We start from the raw sequence: 16,819 nt of genomic DNA on the forward strand, positions 1-16,819 counted from the left end.
CGTGAACCCGGGCAAAGGAATTTCGCTCTGCTGCCCGGTGGTGATTCCGTCGTACGCTGGGGCGACTGCGGGCAGGAGGTGCGGGTTGCGGACTCGGGCGGTGGTGGCGACGACGGTCGCTCTCTCGGCGGTCGCGGCGTTCGGCGTGTTCCTCTCCTCCCGGCACTTCGGGGTGAAGTTCCCGCTCCGGGTCAGCGCCCCGGGCTGCGTCGTGGAGGCCGAAGGGCGGGTGAGCCTCGACGCGACCCAGATGGCGAACGCGGCCACCATCGCCGCGATCGGCGCCCGCCGCAAGATGCCGGAACAGGCCGTGGTGGTCGCCCTGGCCACCGCCTACCAGGAGTCCCGGCTGGAGAACCTGGAGGGCGGCGACCGCGACTCGGTGGGCCTGTTCCAGCAACGACCGAGCCAGGGCTGGGGCACGCCGGAGCAGATCCGCGACCCGCGGTACGCGGCCAACAAGTTCTACAGTGCCCTGAACAAGGTGCGCGGCTGGCAGCAGATGCGGATCACCGACGCCGCGCAGGCGGTGCAGCGGTCCGCCTACCCCACCGCGTACCAGCAGTGGGCGAACCAGTCGGCGGTGCTGGCCCGGGCGTTGCTGGGCAACGCCACCGGCGCGGTCGCCTGCACGGTCGGCCGGGAGCCGGCGATGCGCGGGGACGCGGCGACCGCCGCGCTCAGCAGCGGCCTGGCTCTCGACTGGGGCCGGGTGCAGACGGGCACGCCGGCCGAACTGGCCGGCCTGACCGTGCCGGCCGCGGACGCCCAGTCCGGCTGGCGCTACGCGCACTGGCTGGTGTCACACGCCGGTGACCACGGGGTCAAGCGGGTGCGGTTCGGCGATCTGCAGTGGACGGCGCGCGACGGCGACTGGGCCCGGATCTCCGACGGCGCGCCGACACCGGATTGGGTCATCGCCGAGGTCTTCGCCGACACCTGACCGGTCCGGCCGGCGCGTCACCGGCCACGGTCGGGGTCAGCCCTTGACCGCGCCGGACATCAGACCGGCGACCATCCGCCGCTGCACCAGCACGAAAAAGATCATCACCGGTAGGGTCAGCAACGTCGACGCGGCCATCACCCCACCCCAGGCGGTGTCGTCCCGGCCGAAGAAGAAGGTCAGCGCGACCGGCGCCGTGTATCGGCTCTCGGTGCTGATGAAGGTGAGCGCGAAGATCAGTTCGTTCCACGCGGTGATGAAGGAGAAGATGCTGGTCGCGACAAGACCGGGAGCCACCAGCGGCATCAGGATCCGCCAGAAGATCTGCCACCGGTTCGCCCCGTCGATGGCGGCCGACTCCTCCAGGTCCTTCGGCACCGCGGCCACGAAACCGCGCAGCATCCAGATCGCGAACGGCAGCGAGAAGCCCAGATAGACCAGCACCAGGCTGGGCAGGGTGTTGTACAGCCCGGCCCGCTTGATGATCAGGAAGAGCGGGATCACCAACGCTTCCAGCGGGATCATCTGCACCACCAGCAGCAGGATCAGGACGGTGGTCCGGAAGCGGAACCGGAAGCGGGCCACCGCGGTGGCCGCCAGCAGCGCGATCAGGCCGCTCAGCAGCACCGTGGCGGCGGCCACCAACGCACTGTTGACCAGGAACGACGCGAAGCTGACCCCGGGGATGATCTGCCCACCGAAGATGTCCCGGTAGTGCTCCAGGGTCGGCTTTGCCGGCAGCGGCCGGGGCGTGGTGGAGAAGATCTCCCGGTTCGGCTTCAGCGAGGTGGAGATCATCCAGAACACCGGGAAGGCCGCGAAGGCGGCCACCGCCAGGCCGGCGGCGTTCGCCGCGATCCGGCCCGCGCGGGGCCGCCGTCGGGTGGTCACTGATCCTCCTGACGCAACACCATCCGTACGTACACCGCCGTCACCACCAGCAGGAGCAGGGTCAGGATCACCGCGATGGCGGAGCCCAGGCCGTACTTCGGCGGCGGTGAGAACGCCTCGGCGTACGAGTAGATGGCCAACATGAACGTCGACCGGTCCTGGGTCCCGCCGGCCAGCACGAACTGCTGGGTGAAGACCTTGAAGTCCCAGATGGTGGAGAGCACCACCAGCACCCCGAAGACGGGACGCAGCAACGGGAAGGTCAGCGACCAGAACACCCGCCACGGGCCCGCCCCGTCGACCCGGGCCGCCTCGTACAGCTCGGCCGGGACGCTCTTCAGGCCGGCCAGCACGCTCACCGCGATGAACGGGAACGAGTGCCACACGACGATCAGGGTGAGCACGGTGAAGAAGGTCAGCGGCGAGTTGAACCAGCCGTAGCCGGTCCACTGCGCGCGCCCGAACAGCGTCTCCGACAGGCCGTCCGGCAGCTCGTTGAGCAGCCAGGTGACCAGGCCGCTGGTGTCATCGAACAGCCACTTCCAGACGATGGCGCCGGTCAGCGCCGGGGTCGCCCAGGCCAGCATGACGGCGCCGGAGACGAAGCCGGCCATCCGCCGACCGAGCCGGTTGAGCAGCAGCCCCACCAGCGTGCCGAAGACCATGGTGAGGACGACGTTGGCGACCGCGAACAACACGGTGTTGCGCAGCACGGTCCAGAAGAACGGGTCGCCCAGGATCTGGGTGTAGTTGTCCAGGCCGACCCAGGGCCACGGGCGGTCGCCGCGCAGTTCCCGAATGCCCAGCTTGGCGAAGGACATCACCACCACCTGGCCGAGCGGCCAGAGCAGCAGCGCGCCGATCACCACCAGGGCGGGCAGGAGCAGCAGGTAGGGGACCCGGTCGCGCCGGCGCCGACGGACGGGGGTGACCCGCCCGCCGGCGCCGGCGTCGTCCGGTGCCTTGATCAGTACGGTCACTTGGCGTTGAGAATCTGTTCCATCTCGGTGGCCGCCTTGCCGACCGCCTCGTCCAGGTTGGTGCCCTTCATGATGGAGCTGTTCATGTTCTGGGTGACCGACTTACTGCGGCTGACCTCGGTCCACTTGGGGGTGATCGGGGTCAGCTTGGTGTCCTGCAGCACGGTGGCGAAGGTGCCCATCAGCTTGTCGCCGGCGTACGCGTCGGTCGAGGTCAGGTCCTTGTAAACCGGGAAGAACTTCAGGCTGGTGGCGTACGCCTTGTCGTTCTTCTTGCTGTTCAGGATGGTCAGGTAGTCCCAGGCCAGGTCCTGCTTCTTGCTGTCCTTCCAGATGCCCAGGTCGGAGCCGCCGGCGAAGGCGGGTGCCGGCTTGCCGTCCGGGCCGGGGATCGGGAAGGTGCCCCAGACCTTGGCGATGTCCGGGTTGTCCTTCAGCATGGCGGTCTGCGACCAGCTACCGGCGACGGCCATCGCGGCCTGGCCGGAGGCGAACTGCTTCTGCGCGTCGAGCTCGTTCCACCCGGCGGCGGCCGGCGGCGCGATCTTGTACGTGGTGACCAGGTCGGTCCAGAACTTGACCGCCTTCTTGGCCTCCGGGGTGTTGTACCCGGACTTCCAGGTGTCGCCGTTCTTGGTGGCGATCTCCGCGCCGGCGGACCAGAGGAAGGAGTAGAACGGCAGCTCCGAGTTGCCGGGCAGGGCGAAGCCGTACTTGCCGGGGTTCTTCTGCTGGACGGCCTTGGCGACCGTCACCAGTTCGTCCCAGCTCTTCGGCGGCTGCACCCCGGCCGCGGCGAACCAGTCGGTGCGGTAGTAGACCGCGCGGACACCGGCGTACCACGGCACGCCGTACTGCTTGCCGTCGAGCTGGGCGTTCTTCAGCAGGTCGGGCAGGATGTCCTTGCCCTCGGCCCAGCCGTTCACCCGGTCGGTCAGGTCGGCCAGGGCGTCCTGCTCGGCCCAGCCCTGGGTCTCGGTGTTGCCCAGCTCGGTCACGTCCGGTCCGTCGCCGCCGGCCAGCGCCGTCTGGAACTTCTTCGGCGCCTCCAGCCACGGGATGTACTGGACGTCCACGGTCGTGTCGGGGTGTTTCTGCTTGAACTCGGCCGCGACCCCGTTGAGGAAGGCCGTCTGCGCCTCACTGCCGGCGCCCATCATCCAGACCGTCAGCTTGCTGGTGTCGGCGGCCTCGTCGTCTCCCGAACCGCCGCAACCGGCGAGCAGCATCGCGGCCGAGGCCGCCACGGCAACCACCGGACCAAGCCCTCTCCACCTTCGCACGACACTCCTCCAAGCGTTCTCAGCACCACGTGGCACTTACCTTCTGCAGCGCACCCTAGTAGGAAAAAAACCTTTACGCCAAGGGAGCTGACCAGCAAGGCCCAGCCGCCCGAGCAGCCTAGGACCGGTTCGTGCGCGAACGTAAGGGGGCGCCGGACCCGAAGGTCCGGCGCCCCCTTTGCTACCGGGAGTTTCCGGCTCAGTACCGGCTGACGCCGCGGCGACCGGAGACACCCGCGACCAGGGCGACGCCGATGGCGGCGAGCACGACCTGGATCAGCAACTCGGTCCAGTCGACGCCGGCGGTCTCGGTGGCGATGCCGGCGGCGCGGGCGATGACCGTGCCGAGCAGCGCGGCGCCGACACCGATCAGCATGGTGAGCCAGATCGGGATGTTCTGCTTGCCCGGGACGACCAGTCGACCCAGGGCGCCGATGATCAAACCCACGATGAGCGCGGTGATGATTCCCATGACGGTCACGGCCGTCCTCCTCCGGGGTGTCGTTGGCAACTGTTGTTGTTGCTGTGCTGCACCCGTAGTTCCCGGCGGCTCGAAAATCCAAACCGGATCAGTTGCCCAGGGACTCCGCCAGGTCGCGTATCGCCCGATCCATCGTGCCGAACGCCAGAGGGGGATGTTTCCGCAGGTCGAACCAGGCCAGCTCGGACGATTCGGCGGGGTTGAGACGGACCTGACCGGCCAGTGTGGCCAGAAAGAAAAATTCCAGCACCGGCAGGGTCTCGCCCTGGAACTCGTAGCTGCCGACGTACGTACCGATCAGGTCACCGAGGATGATCTCGGTGCCCAGCTCCTCCCGGCCCTCACGGACGGCGGCCTCGGTCGGATGCTCCCAGCCGTCGCAGAACCCACCCGGCGTCTCCCACCGGCCGGCCCGCGGCTGCGCCGCCCGCTTCAGCGCCAGGAACCGCGAGCCGTCCAGCACGACCAGGTTCACCGTCGGTCGGGCGTTGACGAACAGCTGGTAACCACACCCGGCGCAGACGGTGGGCGGGGCGCCGGGCAGCGGCTCGGCACAGCGCGGGCAGAACGAGGCCGACGGCCCGTACGCCCGCACCGTCACTTCTTTCCCGCCTTGCCGTCGCCGCTCGGGGAGTCGGAGGTGGACAGCGCGGCGATGAAGGCCTCCTGCGGCACCTCCACCCGGCCGACCATCTTCATCCGCTTCTTGCCCTCCTTCTGCTTCTCCAGCAGCTTGCGCTTGCGGCTGATGTCACCGCCGTAGCACTTGGCGAGCACGTCCTTGCGAATGGCGCGGATGGTCTCCCGGGCGATCACCCGACTGCCGATGGCCGCCTGGATCGGCACCTCGTACTGCTGCCGGGGGATCAACGTGCGCAACTTGGCGGCGATGTTGACGCCGTAGTTGTACGCCTTGTCCTTGTGCACGATCGCGCTGAACGCGTCGACCGGCTCGCCGTGCAGCAGGATGTCCACCTTGACCAGGTCCGACCGCTGCTCGCCGGAGGGCTCGTAGTCCAGGCTGGCATAGCCCTTGGTACGGCTCTTGAGCTGGTCGAAGAAGTCGAAGATGATCTCGGCCAGCGGCAGCGTGTAGCGCAGCTCGACCCGGTCGGTGGAGAGGTAGTCCATCCCCTGCAACGCGCCGCGCCGGCCCTGGCACAGCTCCATCACCGCGCCGACGTAGTCGTTGGGGGTCAGCACGGTGGCCCGGACCACCGGTTCGTACACCTCGGCGATCTTGCCGGTCGGGTACTCGCTGGGGTTGGTGACGGTGATCTCGGTGCCGTCGTCCAGCACCGCCCGGTAGACCACGTTCGGCGCGGTCGAGATCAGGTCGAGGTTGTACTCCCGCTCCAGCCGCTCCCGGATGATCTCCAGGTGCAGCAGGCCGAGGAAGCCGCAGCGGAAGCCGAAGCCGAGCGCCCCCGAGGTCTCCGGCTCGTAGTCCAGCGCGGCGTCGTTGAGCTTGAGCTTGTCCAGCGCCTCGCGCAGCGCCGGGTAGTCCGAGCCGTCGATCGGGTAGAGCCCGGAGTAGACCATCGGCTTGGGGTCCTTGTAGCCGCCCAGCGCGTCGGCGGCCGGCCTGCCGTGGTTGGTGACCGTGTCACCGACCCGGGACTGCCGGACGTCCTTCACCCCGGTGATCAGGTAGCCGACCTCGCCGACGCCGAGCGCGTCGGCCTTCTGCATCTCCGGCGAGATGACCCCGATCTCCAGCAGCTCGTGGGTCGCGCCGGTGGACATCATCTTGATCCGGTCGCGGGCCTCGATCCGGCCGTCGATCACCCGGACGTAGGTGACCACGCCGCGGTAGACGTCGTACACCGAGTCGAAGATCATCGCCCGGGCCGGTGCGGCGGGGTCGCCCACCGGCGGCTTGAACTGCCGGACGATCTCGTCGAGCAGGTACGGCACGCCCTCGCCGGTCTTGCCGGAGACCCGGATGCAGTCGTCCGGGTCGCAGCCGATCAGGTGGGCCAGTTCCTCGGCGAACTTCTCCGGCTGGGCGGCCGGCAGGTCGATCTTGTTCAGCACCGGGATGACGTGCAGGTCGTTCTCGAGGGCCAGGTAGAGGTTGGCCAGGGTCTGCGCCTCGATCCCCTGCGCCGCGTCGACCAGCAGCACCGCACCCTCGCAGGCGGCCAGCGACCGGGACACCTCGTACGTGAAGTCCACGTGCCCCGGCGTGTCGATCATGTTGAGGACGGCGTGCTCACCCCGCTGGTCGCCCTCCCGGACGGTCCACGGCATCCGGACCGCCTGGCTCTTGATGGTGATGCCGCGCTCGCGCTCGATGTCCATCCGGTCCAGGTACTGGGCGCGCATCTGCCGCGCGTCGACCACCTCGGTGAGTTGCAGCATCCGGTCGGCCAGCGTCGACTTTCCGTGGTCGATGTGGGCGATGATGCAGAAGTTCCGGATGCGACCGGGGTCGGTGGCACCAGGGGCGTTCACACCAGGGTCGAGCTTCGGTGGCACAGCGGTCCGTTCTGATCGGCTTGGGTGACTGGTCGGCACGGTGGACGGGTCGGCACGGCGGTGACCGGTCGCTGTCGCCGGTGGTGGGCGACCGACGGGCCGGCTCCTATGATCCCACGCCGCCCCGGCACCGGTCGGATCACTCCTCCAGCGGCTCCGCCGCCCTCCCCGGGCGGCGGCCGGCGAACAGCGGATCACTCCTCCGGTGCGACTCCCCGACCAGCGGCTCACTCCTCCGGCGGCTCGACGAACAGGGCGGCCAGCCGCGGCAGGCGACGGCGCGCCTCCTCCTCGTCGTCGAAGTCCCAGAAATCGCCGGTGTCCGGGGTCCGGCGCGGCTCCGGGTCCGCCGGCAGCTCGGTCGCGGTCGCCGTACGGTGCGCCTGGGCGGCGATCTCCAGCACCGCCTCGGAACCGAACTCCTCACCGGTCGCCGCGGCCTGCCGGATCCGCGGCAGGTCGGCGAGGCTGTCCGGCTCTGCCACCGCGCGGGCGAAGACCTGCCGACCCTGGGCGATCAGCCAGCCCCGGAAGTGGTCGAAGCCGTCCTCGGAACAGCCACCGTTGATCAGGTAGGCGGCACCCCAGAGATCCTCCCGGTGCGAGGCGGTCAGCACTCGGGTCAGGTGCCGGTTCCAGCCCACGATGTCGGCCACGTCCCGCTCCGCCAGCGCCGCCGCGGCCCGGACCGCGACCGCGTCGGCGTCGTCCCCCTCCGGGCCGGTCCGCGCGTCGTCGATCAGTGCCCAGAACTCCTCGGTACGCATGACACGGCAGTCTGCCACCCGGGACCGACCACCCCACCGCACACACCGACACCGCCCGCCGCCGAACCGGGGCCGCCCGGCAGGATGGGCGCATGGCCGTAGCACCGGTGCCGCCCGTGGCGTACGACGCGACCGCCGTCCGACCCGATTGGGGTGACCTGCCCGAGCCGTTGCGGACCGCGATCGACCAGCGGCTCGGCGCCCCGGTCCGGGCGGCCGGGTCGGCGGGCGGCGGGTTCACCCGGGGCTTCGCCTCGCTGCTGGAGACCTCGACCGGCGACCGGGTGTTCGTCAAGACCGCGTCGCTGCGCACCCAGCCGCACCTGTGCGACTGGTACGCCCGCGAGGCCGCCGTGCTGGCCGCCCTGCCGTCCGGGCTGCCCGCCACCCGGGCCCGCTGGACGATGACCGCGGCCGGCCACTTCGTCAGCTGCCTGGACGCCGTCCCGGGGCGGATGCCGGCGCTGCCGTGGCGCCCGGCCGAACTCGACGCCACCCTCACCGCGTACGCGAAGATCTGCGCGGCCCTGGCCGAACCCCCCGCCGAACTGGTCGGTCTGGGCCTGCCCCGGCTCGCGGACCTGGCCCGGGACGATCTTTCCTGCTGGCGCGAGGTCGCCGCCGGCAGCGAACCGATGCCCGCGGTCCCGGCCGGGATCCCGGCCCGACTGGCCGACCTGGTCCGGCTGGAGTCACTGCTGCCCGGGTACGCCGAGTCCGCCGGTTTGATCCACTGCGACCTGCGGCTGGACAACGTGCTGATCGATCCGGACGGCGCGGCGTGGATCTGCGACTGGAACTGGCTCTGCCACGGGCCGGCCTGGTTCGACCTGGCCGGCCTGCTGCTCATCGGGTACCCGGCCGGGCTGGACGTGGACGGCCGGTTCGCCGCCCACCCGGGCGCCCGGGGCGCTCCCCCGGACGCCCTGGACGCCGCCCTGGCGGCCCTGTCCGGGTACCTGTTGACCTCGGCCGAGGCGGGCCCCAGCGGCGCCTCCCCGGCTATCCGCGGCCACCAGCGGTGGACCGGGGAGCTGGCCCTGGCCTGGCTGTCCGAACGCCAGGGCTGGGGCTGAGTTTTGGCCCACCTGCGCCGGCCTGGTAACCTGACTTTTCGCGTGTGGCGACGTGACGTCGTCGCCTGCGTCAAGCAGACCCAACCGAGCTATCAAGACGAGGCTGTCGCGTGGCGAACATCAAGTCCCAGATCAAGCGCAACCGGCAGAACGAGAAGCGCCGGCTGCGTAACAAGTCGGTCAAGTCGTCGCTGAAGACCGCCGTCCGCAAGTTCCACGAGGCCAGCGAGGCCGGTGACCTCGACAAGGCCACCGAGCTCATGCGGGACGCCTCGCGCAAGCTGGACAAGGCAGTCAGCAAGGGCGTGATCCACTCGAACCAGGCGGCGAACCGCAAGTCGGCCATCGCTAAGCGCCTGGGCTCGCTCTCCGCCTGACGAGTTCGACCCAGACCTGAGCAGTAACCCCCGGGACCGGCTGGTCCCGGGGGTTACTGCCGTATGCGTCCTGACCTCCTGCCCGCCAGCCGGGGCTCCATTCCCGTGCTGGCCGGGTCCCCGTTCGCGTGCCCGGGCCGCCGGTCGGGCGCGGCGCGGCACGGGTGCCGAGCGGCTACTCGTACCGGCGGCGGGCCGTCTGCCGGGCGCGTTGCCGGGACGAGTCGGTCGGGTCCAGCCCGGCGGGCCACCGCGCGGTCGGCTGCGGTCCCGGCGACTCGACCTGATGGGTGTTCGTGGGCTTGGCCACCACCGCCGGCAGCGCCGGCCGCTCGGCCGTGGTCTCCTCGTGGACCGGACCGGCCGTGGCCGGCACCGCGGTCAGCGCGCGAAGGGCACCGGTCGGACCGGGTCGGGCGACGGGTCCGGACGCCCCGACGACCGACAGGTCTCCGGTCGCCCGCCCGGCTGAATCGATCATGGCTGGCCGGGGCGCCGGGCCGGGCCGGCGCGGCACCGCGGCACGACCGACGAACGGCGCCATCTCCCGGCGGAACGCCTCCCGCTCCCGCTGCGGCACCCGGGCCGCCGCGCGGGCCACCGCGGCCGCCACCTCGTCGTTCAACTTGACCATCAACGCGACCGAGGCGGGCAGCACCAACACCGCCCACCAGCTGACCAGCTCGGCCAGGGTGAGCAGCAGCGCGAGAATGACCGAGCCCTCGAAGAAGACGAAGCAGAGCAAACCGCCGGGATCGACGTGGCGCAGCCCCAGGACCCGCGAGTACAACGGGCGCAGCCGCTCCTCCTGCCGGGACCGGGCCTCGCCGTGCGGTCGTGGCGGCCGGCCCGGGCGCGCCCGTCGTCCGTGCCGGCTCATGCCGTCGCTCCGCCGCGATCCGGCACTCCGCCCGCAGCCGGAGTGCGGTCCGGGCGCCCGGCGGACCGCCCGGCGTCCGGGTCGAGGCTGACCCTCGACGCGGTCATGCCGCCCCGTTCCTGGCCCGGTCGCCCCGCCGGGCCGCGGCGACGGCGAACACCGCGCGCTCCAGGGCGTAGCCGCGGTCGTCCGCGCCGCCCTTGACCGCGGCGTTGCAGTCGGCCGCCGCCCGCATCGCGTCGGCCAGTCCCTCCGGGGTCCAGCCGCGGCTCTGTCGCTGTGCCCGCTCAATCTTCCAGGCCGGCATGCCGAGGCTGCTGGCCAGCTGATAGGCGCTGCCCCGCCCGGCCGAGGCCACCCGGGCCACCGTGCGCACCCCGTCGGCCAACGCGTCGGCGATCGGCACGGGGTCGACCCCGACGTGCAGTGCCCAGCGCAACGCCTCCAACGCCCCGGGCACGTCACCGACGATCGCGGCGTCCGCCACGGTGAAGCCGCTCACCTCGGCGCGGCCGCGGTAGTAGCGGGCCACCGTGTCCACTCCGATGCGCCCGTCCGTGTCGGCCACCAACTGCGAGCAGGCGGAGGCGAGTTCCCGCAGGTCGTTGCCGACCGCGGCGAGCAGTGCCTCGGCCGCGTCGTCCGGGCAGCGGGTGCCGAGCCGGCGGAACTCGTCCCGGACGAAGGCCACCCGCTCGCGGTTGCCCTTGAGCCGGACCGCCGGCACGACGGTGGCGCCGGCCTTCTTGAGCCCCTCGGCGAACGCCTTCCCCTTGGCCGCCCCGGCGTGCGCCACCACCAGGTGGACCTCCGGGTCGGGGTTCTTCGCGTACACCAGCAGCGCGGTGACCAGGTCCTTGCGGGCGTCCTGCCCGGAACGCAGCACCAACACCCGCCGACCGCCGAACAGGGACGGGCTCAGCATCTCGGCCACCTCGCCGGCGTTGACCGTGCCGGCCTCGTACTCGCGTACGTCGGCGCCGGGGTCGGCCTGCCGGGCGGCCGCGACCGCGTCGGACACCGCCCGGGCGGCCAGCAACTCCTCGTCGCCGAGGACCAGCAGTACGGGCGGAAGCTTGGGCGCGGTCACGCCCGCAATATTCGCATGTGACCGCCGTACGTCCACCCTGGTCAGAGCATCCCGCACGGCCGACCCCGCAGTTGGCGCTAATCTAGACATATACCTTGATAACCTTGATATGCGGCACTTCGGTCAGGTGACTGAGCGTGCCGGCCATTCCCTCCGCCTCCGGTCCGACCAGGTCGTCGCCCGGCTCGGCGCGCCTCGTTGCACCACGGCGCCCCGTCCGCCGCGCCGGCTGCCGGCCGGGCGGGGCCCTCCGCCCAGCCGGCTCCCCGAGAGTCAGCCGGGTCGACTGGATGCCGCACTGGTGGGGCTGGGCGGAGCGCTGGGAGAAGTGGTGGGACCGGACGCCATGCGGGCGAACGTGGAGAAGCCTGCACGCGCACCGGTGGAGTACACCTATTCGATTCCTGCGCTATTCCCTGATCATGAGGGTGGCGTGGCGCTGCGAGGCCCGGCTCCAGGCCGTAGGTTGGGGCCCTGGTGCCAGTGGAGATCCCGACTGGCTATGACGGACGAGATGGGCTCCACCGGGACGGCCATAACTGGCCCCACCACGGGCTGACTGTCCCTACTCCCGGTTACCGAACGTAGCCGGCGCTGGTGCTTACCGAGCGGCGATTGGCACCGACCCGCGCGTTGTCTGCGGCAGAAGAGGATGCGGCGCCTCTCGTGGCGGGGCTGCGCCGGCGCGGCCGGGGCATAGTCTTCAGTCCATGTCTCGAGACAACGTGCGGAAGGCGGTGCGGTTCGCCGCGGCCGCCGCCGTTCTCAGCCTGACCGCCCTCCTGCCCGCCACGCCGGCCGCCGCCGCGGGCACCCAGACCATCTACATGAACGCGTCCGGATCGGACTCGGCCGCGGGTGACACCCCGGCCGCCGCAGTGAGAACGCTCGAGCGCGTCGAGCAGCTCGTCGCGGCCGGCCCCTCCAACCAGGACGTCGAGGTGCGCATCCACGCCGGCACCTACGTGGCCCAGCAGACGATCTGGCAGACGTACCGGCCGGGGCACACGATCTCGTTCATGCCGGACGACTACGAGATCGGCGAGGGCGCCGACTCGATCGCCGCGCGGCCGGTGTTCCAGAACGCGCGGGCCAGCGGCTCCAACCGGTACATCGCCGGGTACTGGTTCTACGCCTGCGCTGGCGGGGCGCTCAACGCCGGTGGCACCTCCGGCCTGCGGTTCTACTACCTGCAGGCGCAGTACTACTCGAGCGGCGGCATCTCGCTGGACGGATCGGCCGGGTCCTGTGGCGGCCGATACCACCCGTCCTCCGGGCCGGGCCTGCCGTCGGCGCGCGGCCTGGACGGCAACACCGTGTTCGGCATGGTCCTCACCTCGCTGGGCAATGCGTACACCGGTGGCATCTGCGGTGACGCGGACTGGCCGCGGTGCGGGTACGGCGGGATCGTGCTCACCGAGTCGTCGGGCAACCGGATCGCCAACAACCACTTCGTGAACCTGCGCAACAGCGAGAACAGCTACATCCACGCCATCTACATCACGCACAAGAGCTCGCGCAACACGTTCACCGGCAACAACGTGACCGGGGTCAGCAGCGATCCGATCAAGCTACGGGACGGCAGCGACTTCAACACCTTCGACGCCAACGTGTTCGGGGCGAACGGCTTCCCGCGCTCGTCGACGCCGCCGTCCGCGCACTACCTGGAGGAGGTCAACGTGGACGCGGGTGAATGCTCGTCGTACCACAACCGGTTCACCAACAACGACCTCGGCACGTACCTGACCGGCAGCAGCGCCAACCTGCCGACCTGGTACCTCTACCCGGCGGGCGCGACCTGGGCCGGCGCCGCGGGCTGCCCGGCGCTGCCGGCTGGCGAGACCCGGCTGACCACGGCGAACAACACCTACTGACGCTCGGGTCTTCTCAGACCGCCGACTGCACCTATGTTGCATCTAATGCAATTCCGCGCACTTCGCCGGATCTTCGCTCAGGGCTCCGCGCGCAACTCCGGGGTTGCTGCCCCTTCCCTGGTCGCCGTTCGGGAGGTCCGGGCGAAGGTGGCGGAGACGCTGAGTCCCCTGTCCCGGTCCGCGGGGAAGGACGCTCCGGCTGCCAGGAAGGCGAAGGCCGCCTGAGCGCTACGGACAACGGCCCGGACCAGTCGGTCCGGGCCGTTACGTTGCTCAGGTAGTGGGTGGCTCCTGGCCGACGTACGTCCCGCGTTGCGGCACGGTGTAGACCAGCCCGCGCTCCCGGAGGTGAGCCACAGCGTGGCGGGCCGTGGTCCGGGCCACGCCGAACTCCTGGACGATGGCCGTTTCACTCGGGATGGGCCGATGTTCGGCAAGCTCCCCGCTTGCGATACGGGCCGCAATCACATCCGCTATCTGCCGATAGACCGGAATTGGACCCTTTGGGTCGATCATAAAGACAACGCTAGTTGAGCAGGCCCGACAGGGATCCAGTAGCTACGTAGGTATACGTATACCTTCGTATTCCGCTACGATCCGTCCGTGCTCGTGTTCGCTCGGCAACGAACACGATCACGTGAGAGGCGGCCCGGCTACGTGACTCCGACTCCGTGGCCGGGCCTGCCATTCCTGGAGGTGGAGCACGTGGAGCAACCGGTCCCCCGTGAGGTCTGGATACCGGCGCTGGCAAAACGAATCATCACCGCTGACCGGGACGTAGGGCACTGCAACAAGTGCCGTACCGGCTCCGTGCAGACGTGCGAAACGCTGAGCTGGGCGCGGAGCCGGCTCCGCGCGTTCCGTACGTCCAGCGACGGGACGGACCAGCCGTAGTGGCGGCCAGAGCGCCCGTCCCCCGGCAGGCCCGGCCCGGGGCGGTCCCCAGTTGCGTGGAGCGGTGTTGTCGGCTCCGCCTGGATCTCCGGCCAGGCCAGGTCTTCAGGGTTGACCGCCGCGCGTCGGTCCAGTTCGGCGGAGAGTGCGCCCTGCTCTTCCGGCTCACGGCCGTGGAGCAACGGCTGACCTGTCACGGCTGGGTCTGGCTGACCGGCTACGTGCTCAGCGCGACCGGTGAGGCCCTGGAGAAACGGGAGATATTCGTCCAACTGGAGGGCCTTCAGCTCATCCGGACCAGGACGAAGTAGTGGATGTTCACCGGGTCCGGGTTCCCGGATCAACGCCTCGGGTCGCCACCGCCAGCCCACCGGACCGGACGACCGCCGCCAGGTCACCGTCGGTGTCGGTACGCAGCACCCGGGCCCCGCCCCGGGTCAGCCGGGCCAGCAGGGCCGCGTTCGGGTGGCCGTAGCCGTTGTCCCGACCGACGGAGACCAACGCCACGGCCGGCCGGACCGCGTCCAGGAAGGCGGGCTCCTGGTACGGGCTCCCGTGGTGGGCGACCTTCAGCACGTCGGCCCGCAGCTCGGCGGCCGGCACCAGGTCCCGCAGTTCCCGTTGTTCCTCCTCCTCGGCGTCCCCGGGCAGCAGGATCCGTACCCCGCCGATCTCGGCCCGCAGCACGAGCGAGTTGTTGTTCGGGTCGGACCTGCTGCCGCGCACCGGGTACACCGGGCCGACCACCGTCAACCGGACCGGGCCGGCGGTCCAGGTCCACCCGGGACCGACCCCGACGACCGGTGCGCTGCCCACCCTGGCGGCGGACCGGACCGCGTCCCGGCCGCCGGTCGGTTCGGGCCACTGTCCGGCCGCCACGGCGACGACCCGCCGACCCCGGAACACCCCGGCCACCCCGCCCACGTGGTCGGCGTGGAAGTGGCTGATCACCAGCAGCGGCACGGTCCGTACGCCGAGCCGGCGCAGGCAGCCGTCCACGGCCGCCGGTTCCGGTCCGGCGTCGATCACCACCGCCTGCCCGGCGACCACCGGCAGGACTATCGCGTCGCCCTGCCCGACCGCGCAGACCGCGATCACCCAACCGGCCGGCGGCCAACCGGGGGCGAGCACCCGGACCGGCACCGCGCCGAGCAGCACCGCCACCGCGACCACCGCCACCAACCGGCGCACCACCGGGCGGCGGGCGGCGATCAGCAGGGCGACGGTGAGCGCGCCGAGCAGCAGCCCGCCGAGAACCCCGCCCAGCCAGGGCAACGTACCGGCGGGCAGTTGCGCGCCGTGCCGGGCGATGGTCACCAGCCAGCGGGCCGGCCAGCTGGCGAGCCAGGCGGTGAACTCGGCACCGGCGGGCCAGACCGGCGACAGCACGGCGGTCACCACCCCGAGCACGGTGGCCGGGGCGATGACCGGCGCGGCCAGCAGATTCGCCGGTACGGCCACCAGGCTGATCGTCCCGGACAGGCCCGCGATGACCGGCGTGCAGGCCAACTGCGCCGCGGCCGGCACCGCCACCGCCTCGGCGACCCCGGCCGGTACGCCCCGTCGGCGCAGCGCGTCCCGCCAGCGCGGCGCCAGCAGCAGCAACCCGCCGGTGGCCAGCACCGACAGGGTGAAGCCCGGGTCCCCGGCCAGGTCCGGGTCGACCAGGACCAGCACGGTGACCGCCGCCCCCAGCGCCGGTACGGCCGCCCGGGGTCGGCCGGTGGCCAGTGCGAGCAGCCCGATGGCGCCCATCACCGCGGCTCGTACGACACTGGGCGACGGCCGGGCCAGGATGACGAAGCCCACCAGCGCCACCCCGCACAGCCCCGCCGCCACCCACGGCCCGGCCCGGCACCACCGGGCCAACAGCAGCACCAGGCCGAGCAGGATCGCCACGTTGGAGCCCGACACGGCATTCAGGTGGGTCATCCCGGTGGCTCGGAAGTCCTGCTCCACGCCCGGATCGAGCCGGCTGGTGTCGCCCACCACCAGACCGGGCAGCAGGCCGCCCGGCTCGTCCGGCAGCGGGTCGCAGGCCCGTTGCAGGCCGGCCCGCAGCGCGCCGGCCGCCCGCTGGGCCCACGACGGTCGGCCCAGCAGGGTCGGCGGTGTGGTCACCGACAGCACCGCCGCGGTCAGGTCGCCGCCCCGCGGGCGGGCCAGCCGGCCGCCGGTCAGCACCCGTTGACCGGGCAGCAGGGGACGCCACGCCGGGTCGCCGGCCAGCACCAGGATCCGGGCCGAGGTGTGGACCCGGGTGGTGCCGCCGGTGTCGCCGCGCAGCCGGACCAGGGTGGCCGGGACCAGCAGGGTCGACGGGCCGGCCCCGCCGGTGATCACTTTCGGGTCGTCGCGGACCACCAGTTCGACGGTGACCCGGCTCCGGGCGGCGGCCAGACCCGCCAGCGGTTCCGCGTCCCGCACGCTGAGCCGGGCCGCGGTGGCCGCACCGCCGCACAGCACGCCGAGCGACACGGCCACCAGCACCCAACCGTGTCGACCGACCAGGTCGTCGACACGGCGGAGCACACCACGGGGGCCACCGCCGGAGGCGTCCTCGCGTCGCCGGAGCAGGTGGCCGGACGCGACGAGCGCCGTCCCGGCCGCCGACAGGGCGAGCAGCACGACCGCCCGGAGCGGAAGGTGCAGACCGGCCAGCGCGGACAGCCAACTGGCCACGGCCAGGCCGGCCAGCCGCAGGTCCGGCGGGCGACCAGCCGCGGGCGAGGCCGGCCCGTCCTGCGCAGCCGGCTCCGTCGCGTCCTCTTGCGCCGCCGGTGCGGGCCGGATCGCCACGGG

16 protein-coding genes are annotated in these 16,819 nt (G+C 71.5%); 5 read left to right on the plus strand and 11 right to left on the minus strand.

The genetic code is table 11. The features are described from left to right. Window positions 1-85: 85 nt before the first annotated feature. Window positions 86-943: a hypothetical protein gene (locus ACFOX0_RS28980; protein WP_377552002.1), complete on the plus strand. Its 858-nt coding sequence runs from the start codon at window positions 86-88 to the stop codon at window positions 941-943. Between the two features lie 36 nt (window positions 944-979). Here the strand turns inward: ACFOX0_RS28980 and ACFOX0_RS28985 are convergent, their stop codons facing one another. The 7 genes from ACFOX0_RS28985 to ACFOX0_RS29015 form a co-directional block, all read right to left on the minus strand. Then, complete coding sequence (locus tag ACFOX0_RS28985; RefSeq protein ID WP_377552005.1) at window positions 980-1,834, minus strand: carbohydrate ABC transporter permease; 855 nt, start codon at window positions 1,832-1,834, stop codon at window positions 980-982. Beyond that, window positions 1,831-2,814, minus strand: a complete 984-nt coding sequence (locus ACFOX0_RS28990; protein ID WP_377552008.1) for a carbohydrate ABC transporter permease — start codon at window positions 2,812-2,814, stop codon at window positions 1,831-1,833. The genes ACFOX0_RS28985 and ACFOX0_RS28990 overlap by 4 nt, the downstream gene beginning before the upstream one ends. Next, entirely contained in the window at window positions 2,811-4,061 is a 1,251-nt protein-coding gene (locus tag ACFOX0_RS28995; protein WP_377552010.1) for a sugar ABC transporter substrate-binding protein, read from the minus strand. Before ACFOX0_RS28995 ends, ACFOX0_RS28990 begins: the two co-directional genes overlap by 4 nt. 235 nt (window positions 4,062-4,296) lie before the next feature. Continuing rightward, window positions 4,297-4,569: a GlsB/YeaQ/YmgE family stress response membrane protein gene (locus ACFOX0_RS29000; RefSeq protein WP_377552091.1), complete on the minus strand. Its 273-nt coding sequence runs from the start codon at window positions 4,567-4,569 to the stop codon at window positions 4,297-4,299. A 97-nt stretch (window positions 4,570-4,666) separates the two neighbouring features. Then, complete coding sequence (locus ACFOX0_RS29005) at window positions 4,667-5,173, minus strand: NUDIX hydrolase (protein WP_377552013.1); 507 nt, start codon at window positions 5,171-5,173, stop codon at window positions 4,667-4,669. 2 nt (window positions 5,174-5,175) lie between these two features. Further along, window positions 5,176-7,059 (minus strand): translation elongation factor 4, encoded by a 1,884-nt coding sequence (gene lepA / locus ACFOX0_RS29010; RefSeq protein WP_377552015.1) that lies wholly within the window; start codon window positions 7,057-7,059, stop codon window positions 5,176-5,178. Window positions 7,060-7,286: 227 nt separating this feature from the next. Then, complete coding sequence (locus tag ACFOX0_RS29015; protein ID WP_377552018.1) at window positions 7,287-7,826, minus strand: DUF4240 domain-containing protein; 540 nt, start codon at window positions 7,824-7,826, stop codon at window positions 7,287-7,289. Window positions 7,827-7,918: 92 nt separating this feature from the next. Between ACFOX0_RS29015 and ACFOX0_RS29020 the strand changes: the two genes are divergently transcribed. Together ACFOX0_RS29020 and rpsT are read left to right on the plus strand one after the other, a co-directional pair. Further along, the gene (locus tag ACFOX0_RS29020; RefSeq protein ID WP_377552021.1) at window positions 7,919-8,902 is read left to right on the plus strand and encodes a phosphotransferase family protein; all 984 of its coding nucleotides are present in this window, start codon (window positions 7,919-7,921) and stop codon (window positions 8,900-8,902) included. Window positions 8,903-9,012: 110 nt separating this feature from the next. Further along, a complete protein-coding gene (rpsT, locus tag ACFOX0_RS29025; protein ID WP_377552024.1) occupies window positions 9,013-9,279 on the plus strand; it encodes a 30S ribosomal protein S20 in 267 nt (88 codons plus the stop codon). A 175-nt stretch (window positions 9,280-9,454) separates the two neighbouring features. On the opposite strand, the gene ACFOX0_RS29030 is transcribed toward rpsT, so the two are convergent. Both ACFOX0_RS29030 and holA read right to left on the minus strand, forming a co-directional pair. Beyond that, a complete protein-coding gene (locus ACFOX0_RS29030) occupies window positions 9,455-10,159 on the minus strand; it encodes a hypothetical protein (RefSeq protein WP_377552027.1) in 705 nt (234 codons plus the stop codon). A 103-nt stretch (window positions 10,160-10,262) separates the two neighbouring features. Continuing rightward, entirely contained in the window at window positions 10,263-11,258 is a 996-nt protein-coding gene (gene holA, locus ACFOX0_RS29035) for a DNA polymerase III subunit delta (protein ID WP_377552093.1), read from the minus strand. A 701-nt stretch (window positions 11,259-11,959) separates the two neighbouring features. Here holA and ACFOX0_RS29040 point away from each other — a divergent pair. Beyond that, entirely contained in the window at window positions 11,960-13,123 is a 1,164-nt protein-coding gene (locus tag ACFOX0_RS29040; RefSeq protein ID WP_377552030.1) for a right-handed parallel beta-helix repeat-containing protein, read from the plus strand. Window positions 13,124-13,396: 273 nt separating this feature from the next. Here the strand turns inward: ACFOX0_RS29040 and ACFOX0_RS29045 are convergent, their stop codons facing one another. Beyond that, entirely contained in the window at window positions 13,397-13,639 is a 243-nt protein-coding gene (locus ACFOX0_RS29045; RefSeq protein ID WP_377552033.1) for a GntR family transcriptional regulator, read from the minus strand. 551 nt (window positions 13,640-14,190) lie between these two features. Here ACFOX0_RS29045 and ACFOX0_RS29050 point away from each other — a divergent pair. Beyond that, window positions 14,191-14,328: a hypothetical protein gene (locus ACFOX0_RS29050; RefSeq protein WP_377552035.1), complete on the plus strand. Its 138-nt coding sequence runs from the start codon at window positions 14,191-14,193 to the stop codon at window positions 14,326-14,328. A 7-nt stretch (window positions 14,329-14,335) separates the two neighbouring features. On the opposite strand, the gene ACFOX0_RS29055 is transcribed toward ACFOX0_RS29050, so the two are convergent. Next, window positions 14,336-16,810 carry a ComEC/Rec2 family competence protein gene (locus ACFOX0_RS29055; RefSeq protein ID WP_377552095.1) on the minus strand — a complete coding sequence of 825 codons (2,475 nt, stop codon included), beginning with the start codon at window positions 16,808-16,810 and terminating at the stop codon, window positions 14,336-14,338. Between the last annotated feature and the right edge of the window lie 9 nt (window positions 16,811-16,819).

This window comes from Micromonospora zhanjiangensis (assembly GCF_042650605.1).
Classification (GTDB): domain Bacteria; phylum Actinomycetota; class Actinomycetes; order Mycobacteriales; family Micromonosporaceae; genus Micromonospora_J; species Micromonospora_J zhanjiangensis.